The sequence below is a fragment of the Aeromonas sp. HMWF017 genome, assembly GCF_003061465.1.
GTDB classification, from domain to species: Bacteria; Pseudomonadota; Gammaproteobacteria; order Enterobacterales; family Aeromonadaceae; genus Aeromonas; species Aeromonas veronii.
Map to the genome: position 1 here is coordinate 1 of NZ_QAJD01000069.1, position 8,284 is coordinate 8,284.

Sequence of the window (8,284 nt, forward strand, 5' to 3'; positions counted from 1 at the left end):
ATTATAAGGGCCCCCGCGCCCATGCCCGCCATAAAGTCACGGCGAGAGCAGCTCATGATGCCTCCTTGCCGGTAGCCGGTTTGGACTGCTCCTGCCGGGCCTTGCTGGCCTCATGCTGCTTGCTGTGGCAGTCGACGCAGAGCTTGATGCGGGATTTTTCCGGGATCGCCACCATGGGCTCCTTGGCCGGATGCAACTGGTGGCAGCTGGTGCAGGTGAGCTTGGTGGCGTGCACGTCGTGGACCCAGAGCGCCTCGCGAAGCTCTTTGGGCTCGTGGCAGCTCATGCAGACCCCGTTCTGCTCGCTGATGGGATAAAGCTTGATGCTCTCTTTATCCTTCAGGCTGTGGCTGAAGCGCATCACATCTTTGACCCCTTCCCTGTGCTGGGGGGAGGGCTGGCCGTGGCAGTTGGTGCAGGTCACCGGTTTGAGCTTGTTGGGATTGGTCGCCTGACCATGCTTGCCGTGCATTCCCTCGCTCTGCTCCTTGTGACAGTCGGTGCAGGCTTTGTCGGGATTGCGTAAAAATTCCACCTCATGTGTAGCTGGAACAGGGGCTGCTGCCGGCTCGGCCGCCTGACCCTGCAGGCTGGTGAGCAGCATGGCTGCCATCAGCATCAGTCGTAAGAAATCCATCGTTAAATCACCCATAGGAAGCCTCCATCCGCTGCGGGTCCGACTTGGAGCCGGCCCGCAGGCGCCGTTACTGTGCCAGCCGTCCGGCCGCTTTGGCCTCGGCATCCCAGGTGGGGACCGTGGTCTTGAGGAACTGCGCCTTGTCGCTGTTGAACTGCTTCATATCCATGCCAAGGGCCGCTTGTGCTTTCTCCTTAGTGGAGATGTCGGGGATGGCGATTTCGTGGCTGATCCCCTTGCTGGCCAACAGGCGCACCAGCTTGGTGCGGGCGTCAGCGGCTTTATCCAGCGCGCTGCCAAGTACCTTGAGGGCCACTTCGGGGGCGTGCATCTGCACCCCGTGGGAGGCGATGGCGTAGTCCCAGCGCCACTGGGCGTGACGGATGTCCTGCAGAATATCCTTCATCTGCGCCTCGGTAGCGCCGGCATCCCAGGCCGCCTTGGCTTCAAAGTGGGCGTGTACCAGCTGCTTCTCGACCTTCAGCTTGGTCTCGATCACCGCCTCTTTGCGCTGCTTGACGATCCCTTGCAGCATCTCCTTGCTCTGGGTGTGGCAGTTGCGGCAGGTCTGCTCGAAACGATCGAAGGGGTTGCCCACCTTGTGATCCGTGTAGACCTTGCCCTGTTCGTTCTGCACCTTGGGCATGTGGCAGTCGACGCAGGCGACGTTGTTTTGGCCGTGAATGCCGGCGCGCCAGGTTTCGTACTCGGGGTGCTGGGCTTTCAGCATGGGGGTTTTGGAGAGGGCATGAGTCCAGTCGGCAAAGCCGATTTCATCGTAATAGGCCTCCATCTGCTCAACCGTGGTGCCCTTGTCCCAGGGGAATTTGACCGCCTTGGTGGGGCCGCTGAAGTAGTACTCCACGTGGCACTGGCCGCACACCTGGGACTGCTGATCAAAGCGCCCCTGCTCCTTGAACGGCTTGCCGATGGCGGTCATGGCCCGATCGGCATAGGGACGGGAGAGGTGCAGGGCAGGTTTACCCGCCTTGAACTCCTTCGAGGCGGTGTCGTGGCAGTCGGCGCAGCCGATGGTGTTGACTACTTCCGGCCCGCCTTTTGCCCACATCCCCTTGAAGTAGCCATCCTCGCCTTTTTCGTCGATAACGCGGGCCACGTCCGGGCCTTTGCAGCTCCAGCAGGCCATGGGCAGGGGGCCATCTTCGGCGGTCTTGGGTGCGCCGGTGCGCAGGGTCTCGCGCACGTCGGTCAGGGCATAGAAGTGGCCCCGCGGTTTGTTGTAATCCTTGGAAAAGGGGTAGCCGCCCCACAGCACCACCATGTTGGGATCTTCCGCCAGCGCATCGGTGCGCTCGCGGCTCTCGCTGGTGCCTTTCCAGCTGGTGAACTGATCGGCGTGATCCTTGGCGAACAGCTCGCTGCGCGCCTCTATCTTGCCCTTGGTGATTGCTTCATCAGCCTGTGCCCAGCCGCTGGCGCCAAGCCAGCTGATCAGCAGCAGGGCGGCGAGCCCCAGTTTGGTATGCCTGTGTTGTGAACCCACGTTTATCACTCCCAGATAAATGTTCCGATCTGCCCGATTCCATCTTGTTGCGTGGATTTCATCCCCTTTTGGCAGGGTGGGCAGAGGTCTGATTGACGGTGAATAAAACCGCGCAATACCTGATTGCTCGAGACGTACCCTAACAAATAGGTAAATTTAATGATGATTTATCGTCGGGAGAGTTGTGCCAGATCAATTGGGGCGCAGGATTGATCGTTGAAATGAGATCTGGATTAAATTTTATGGAAACTCAATTCTTTGTTAACTGCTGAATATCTTATGGCGGATATTTGATAGATGCCGTCACGCACGTTTCATTTTTCTGCTTATGCAACTTGCCAGCGCTATGGTTTAGAACGTCCGTAATTAACTATGCATTTAACTGGTTCTATATGCAAAATTGCAGTGTTGCGGTATGGGCTTTTGGTCTAGGGATTATGGTTCGTTCACCGAGGTTAGAGGCTAATTTCTCGCCAAGTGATAGAAATGGGGATATATAGACTGATAAACCTATTAATAAAGGTGATGTGATTGGGGTCATCCAAATCTCATTTCATTTAAAAAGGCCTGTTAGATGCACAATCTTGTAAGTTATGGCCATTTTATTGCAACCATTGTCGAAAATAGCGAAAAGACCCATACAGTCTGGTGCGGTATGATTATTGAACAGACAAGTACCCTGTAGGTACTGATGTTGGTGATTAAAGTTTTGCTGGAGGTTGTATGGCAGAGTTGCAAATTGAAAAGTCCACGGTGATCACCCAACTCGAGGGCTCCGTGTTTGTCATCAGTGCAGATGGATCTGTCATGCGAGCAAAGGTGGGGATGGCGCTGCAGCCGGGGGATCGCCTGCAATCCGTTCAAGGGAGCAATTTTCAGCTAGCCGAGCCGGGCAGTGATCCTGCTGGCGAGCAAGAAACGGCCGCCAAACCTGAGCCCGTCACGCCTGCTGCTGATGGGCAATCTGCCGATCCGGAACTGGCCTCGTTGCAGGAGGCGATCCGTCAGGGTATCGATCCGACCGAGTTGTTCCAGGAGACCGCCGCCGGTATCGCAGCGCCTGCTGCAGGCAATATCGGTGGTGTGGCTGGTTCCAGCTCGGGTGGGTTTGTGGTGGTCGATCGTACCAATGATGCCACCCTGGCCGAGGCCGGTTTTGATACCGATTATGCTGTGCAACCGGTGGGCGATGAGCTGCTGTTTTCTGAAGAGCGCGATTTCTTTGCCGCCATCACCATCACCGAACCCCAAACCAGCGACAACATCATCAACGCCGATGAAGCGGTGGACGTCATCATTCGTGGTGTGGTGGATGATGTGGAGGTGGGCCAACCGGTCACCGTCACTCTTATCGATCAGGCGGGAAACTCACTGATGGTGACGACCGTGGTACTGCCCGGCCTGGTCTGGGAAGCCAATTTTGGCGATGTAACCGGTAAACTGGTGGATGGCCCGTTGCAGATTGTGGCCAATACCCAGGATCAGGCGGGCAACAATGCCAGCGACACCGGACAGACACTGCTCGATACCATCACCACCATCACACTCGATCTCGCCGATGAGAGTGACACCGGCGCCAGCCAGACCGATGACCTGACCCGTGACAATACCCCGTTGCTGCAAGGGAAGGGGGAGCCCGGTGCCACCGTGACCCTGAGCCTTGGCGGCAACGTGCTCACCGTCCTGACGGTGGATGCCGCCGGTAATTGGCAATATCAGTTGCCACAGACCCTGGCCGATGGCCAGTACCAGTTTCAGGTCAATTCCGTGGATATTGCTGGCAACCGCGCCAGCGATACGCTTGTTATCAATGTCGATACCCAGGCACTCATCGATATCGATGATCTCGATTCCACAGCCCTGTTTGGTAACAGCAGCGCGACTCTGAGCGGCTCCACCAGCAATGTGGAAGCGGGTCAGAGCGTTACCATCACTCTGGTCGACAGTAATGGCCAGCCGCTGTTGACCACCTCGGCACTGGTGGGAGCCGATGGCCGCTGGCAGGTGAGCGCCCTGGATCTCTCCGGTATCAATCAATCCTTTGAAGTGCGGGCCAGCGTCACCGATTTGGCGGGTAATTCGGCCTTGGACGGTGCGCCTCTGATCGGCCAGAGCGAGACGCTCACGCTATCTGAAACCGGGCTGGCCAATGGCCCTGTCACGGCGACCGGTAGCCTCAATACCGGTGCTGGCGTCGATGGCAATCTGCAGGTCACCTTCGCCGCTGACCAGAGTGCATTGGAAGGGCTGGGGCTCGTCAGCCAAGGTGTGCCGCTTGGCTACTCCATTAATGGCCAGACCCTGACTGCCAGTGCCGGTGGGTCGACTGTCTTCACCCTGACCCTCAACAATGACGGCAGCTATCGCATTGTCTGGAGTCAGAGTCTGGATCACAGCCAAAATACCCTTCGTTTGCCGTTCAACCTCGAATACCGAGACAGCGATGGTGATCTGGTGAAAGCGCCGCTGGTGATCAATCTGGTGGACAGTAATCCGCCCAGCTTTAACTTTGATCTCCCGCCCATTACCCTGACCGAAGATGCCTTTACCAACGGCGCAGCCGTCGTCGGGGAGAGCAACTTTGTGGTCAAACACGGTGTCGATCCGTTGTTGGTGGATTCGCTGGTGTTTAGCAATCAGGGTGACACCCTGGCTACCCTCAACGGCTCGGGTCTTGCCAGCGATGGCCATCCGCTGACGTTCGAATTTGCCGGTGATCGCACCCTGCTGGGCTACTACCTGGATGGCAGCGGAAAACGGGTGGAGGTGCTGCGTGCAGAATTGAATGCGGAGCAGCAGGGCAGCGATCTGGGTGGTCGGGTGGTGGTCACCCTCACCGGACCGCTCGATCATCAGGGTAGCGACAGCCTCTCGCTTGGGTTGCAGGTGAGCGCCAACGAGATCGATGGCGACAGCACCAGCGCTGACCTGACGCTGATCATCAACGACGGCAGTGATCCTGCATTGGATATCGACAAGGGGGTCGAGCTGCAAGAAGGTGGCAACCAGAGCATCGATGGTCAGCTGCCGGTGACGGTGGGGAGCGATCGTCTGGTCTCCCTCAACTTTGAGGCCAGCCAACCGGCGCTGGCGGGGCTTACCAGCCAGGGCAAGGCGACGAGTTACGAGGTTCAAGACAACCAGCTGATCGTCAAGGATTGGCAGGGCAAGCCGATCCTCACCGTCACCATCGGGTTGGATGGCAAATACAACGTCTCCCTGACCGGTGTGTTTGACGAGCCGGAAGCGACCAACAGCCTCAACCTTGGCCTGAAGGTACAGGGCTCAGATTTTGACGGTGACAAGAGCAATCTCGGTACCCTCAATATCACCATTACCGACGGTGCCTTGCCGCAGGTTAATCCTGTCTCCCTCACGCTCACCGAAGATAGCAACTGGCAGCAGGAGCAGACCCTTGACGGCGATCTGACCATCACCGCGGGCAGCGATCCGCTGGCCAGCATCACCTTCGATGCCAACCAGCCAGGACTGCAAGGGTTCACCTCGGGCAAGCAGGCCGTGACCATCACGGTGGCCGATCATCGTATCGAGGGGCATACCCCCGATGGCACGCTGGTGTTTGAGTTGACCCTCGGTAACGATGGCAAATACAGTTTTACCCTCCATCAACCGCTGGATCAGGGCAGTGCCAACAGCCTGCTCAAGGCGGGCTTTACCCTGCTCGACAGCGATGGCGACAAGGTCCACTCCACCATAACCGTGGCGGTAGGTGATGGCGCCAACCCGACCATCTCCGCCGTGACCGGCACCATGATGACCGAGATAGCGCAAGGGGAGGCGGCCGCCGTCAGTACCATGAGCTTCTCGGTCGCGCACGGCAGCGATGCCCTTGATCCCGCATCTCTCGGTTTTGATATCGCCACCATCCAGAGCACCCTGACTGGGCTGACCAGTCACGGTAACCCGGTTACTTTCGCCGTTGATCCCGCAACCGGCCAGCTGGTCGGAACCGCCGGTGGGCAGGTGGTGCTGCGCGCCGAGCTGAGCCTGGTCGATAACAACGGCAACTGGAGCGTCACCGCCAAGGTCACCCTGAGCGGCGAGCTGGATCACAAGGGGAGCGAATCCCTTAACCTGCCGCTGGCCGTTACCCTTGCCGACAAGGATGGCGATCGCATCGGTACCACGCTGCCGCTCACCATCGTGGACGGCAAGGCGCCGAGCTTTATCCCGGGCACCGGTGTGACCCTGGATGAGGGGGACCTCACCGGCAGCAACAGCCTGAGTCAAAGCGGTCACTTTGACGTACAAGCCGGGTCGGATCGGGTCGTCGAGGTGGCGTTTGCCGATGCCAACCAGCAACCGGTACTCACTGCCCTCGGCCAGAGCGTCAAATACGAGCTGGTTGATGGGGATCCCGCCATCCCCGGCAGTCAGCTGATCAAGGGCTATGTGATGGTCGATGGCCAACGGGTCGAGGTGTTTGAGGTCAAGCTGGTTGGCAACCTCAATCAGGCGGGCAAGAACGGGTTTGACTATCAGGTGACCCTCTATCAGGGGCTCCATCAGGGCGTCAATGCGGTGACCGAGCTGCCGATCAAGGTGATCGTCAACGACTACGACAAGGCGGGTGGCAACAACGACAGCACCAGCGGCATCCTCAATATCCAGATTGGGGAAGGGGAGCAACCGACCCTCACTCTGACCGATGTGACCCTTAGCGAAGGGCGATTCGATGGTGCCAACTCGGCCACCGATGACCAGCTGGCGAGCGGCAAGATCACCATCAAGGCCGACTCGGATCCGGTGACCGATGTGCGAGTGACCCTCTCCGGCCAGGTCATGGATGCCAGCGGCAAGGCCATTACCCACAATGGCGAAGCCTTGACCTGGAAAGCGGTGGGGACGGATGGCCACACCTTCCAGGCAGTGACCAGTGGCGGTCTGGTAGTCATGACGGTCTCCATCCCCACAGTGCCCGCCACCATCGCCGCTCACACCAGCGCAGAGATCGGTTATCAGGTAACGGTGCATACCAACCTGGATCACGGTGCAGACAACAAGCTGGAGCTGAATCTGCCGGTCGAAGTCACCGACAGCGACGGCAGCAAAAATCAGGGTACCGCTACTATCACGGTAAGTGATAGCGCAGACCCTGTGCTCGGTCTCGATAGAGGGGGCGCCCTGCAAGAGGGGGGTAACCAGAGCATCGATGGTCAGCTGCCGGTGACGGTGGGGAGCGATCGTCTGGTCTCCCTCAACTTTGAGGCGAGCCAACCGACGCTGGCGGGGCTCACCAGCCAGGGCAAGGCGACGAGTTACGAGGTTCAGGACAACCAGCTGATCGTCAAGGATTGGCAGGGCAAGGCAATCCTCACCGTTACCATCGGACTGGATGGCAAATACAACGTCTCCCTGACCGGCGTGTTTGACGAGCCGGAAGCGACCAACAGCCTCAATCTTGGCCTGAAGGTACAGGGTTCAGATTTTGACGGCGACAAGAGCAATCTCGGCACCCTCAATATCACCATTACCGATGGAGCCTTGCCGCAGGTTAATCCAGTCTCCCTCACGCTCACCGAAGATAGCAACTGGCAGCAGGGCCAGACCCTTGACGGTGATCTGGCTATCACGGCTGGCAGCGATCCGCTAGCCAGCATCACCTTCGACGCCAATCAGCCGGGGCTGCAAGGGTTCACCTCGGGCAAGCAGGCCGTGACCATCACGGTGGCCGATCATCGTATCGAGGGGCGTACCCCAGATGGCAAGCTGGTGTTTGAGCTGACCCTCGGTAACGATGGCAAATACAGCTTTACCCTCCATCAACCGCTGGATCAGGGCAGTGCCGACAGCCTGCTCAAGGCAGGCTTTACCCTGCTCGACAGCGATGGTGACAGGGTCTCCTCCACCATTACGGTTGCGGTGGGGGATGGTGCCAATCCGACCATCTCCGCCGTGACCGGCACCACCATCACCGAGATGGCGCAAGGTGAGGCAGCCGCGGTCAGCACCATGAGTTTCTCGGTCGCGCACGGCAGCGATGCCCTTGACCCTAACTCTCTCGGTTTTGACATCGCCGCTATCCAGAGCACCCTGACCGGTCTCACCAGCCACGGTAACCCGGTCACTTTTGCCGTCGATCCCGCAACCGGCCAGCTGGTCGGAACCGCCGGTGGCCAGGT

At 58.8% G+C, this 8,284-nt stretch carries 3 protein-coding genes; 1 reads left to right on the forward strand and 2 read right to left on the reverse strand.

The window, feature by feature from the left end:
• Positions 1-52: 52 nt before the first annotated feature.
• On the reverse strand, positions 53-652 hold the full coding sequence (nrfB, locus tag DBR30_RS07115) for a cytochrome c nitrite reductase pentaheme subunit (RefSeq protein WP_108540953.1): 600 nt from the start codon (positions 650-652) through the stop codon (positions 53-55).
• A gap of 52 nt (positions 653-704) precedes the next feature.
• Positions 705-2,141 (reverse strand): ammonia-forming nitrite reductase cytochrome c552 subunit, encoded by a 1,437-nt coding sequence (nrfA, locus tag DBR30_RS07120; RefSeq protein WP_375061279.1) that lies wholly within the window; start codon positions 2,139-2,141, stop codon positions 705-707.
• Between the two features lie 723 nt (positions 2,142-2,864).
• On the opposite strand from nrfA, the gene DBR30_RS07125 reads away from it, so the two are divergent.
• Positions 2,865-8,284 (forward strand): retention module-containing protein (locus DBR30_RS07125; RefSeq protein WP_258224317.1); only part of this gene is annotated, 5,420 nt, incomplete at its 3' end.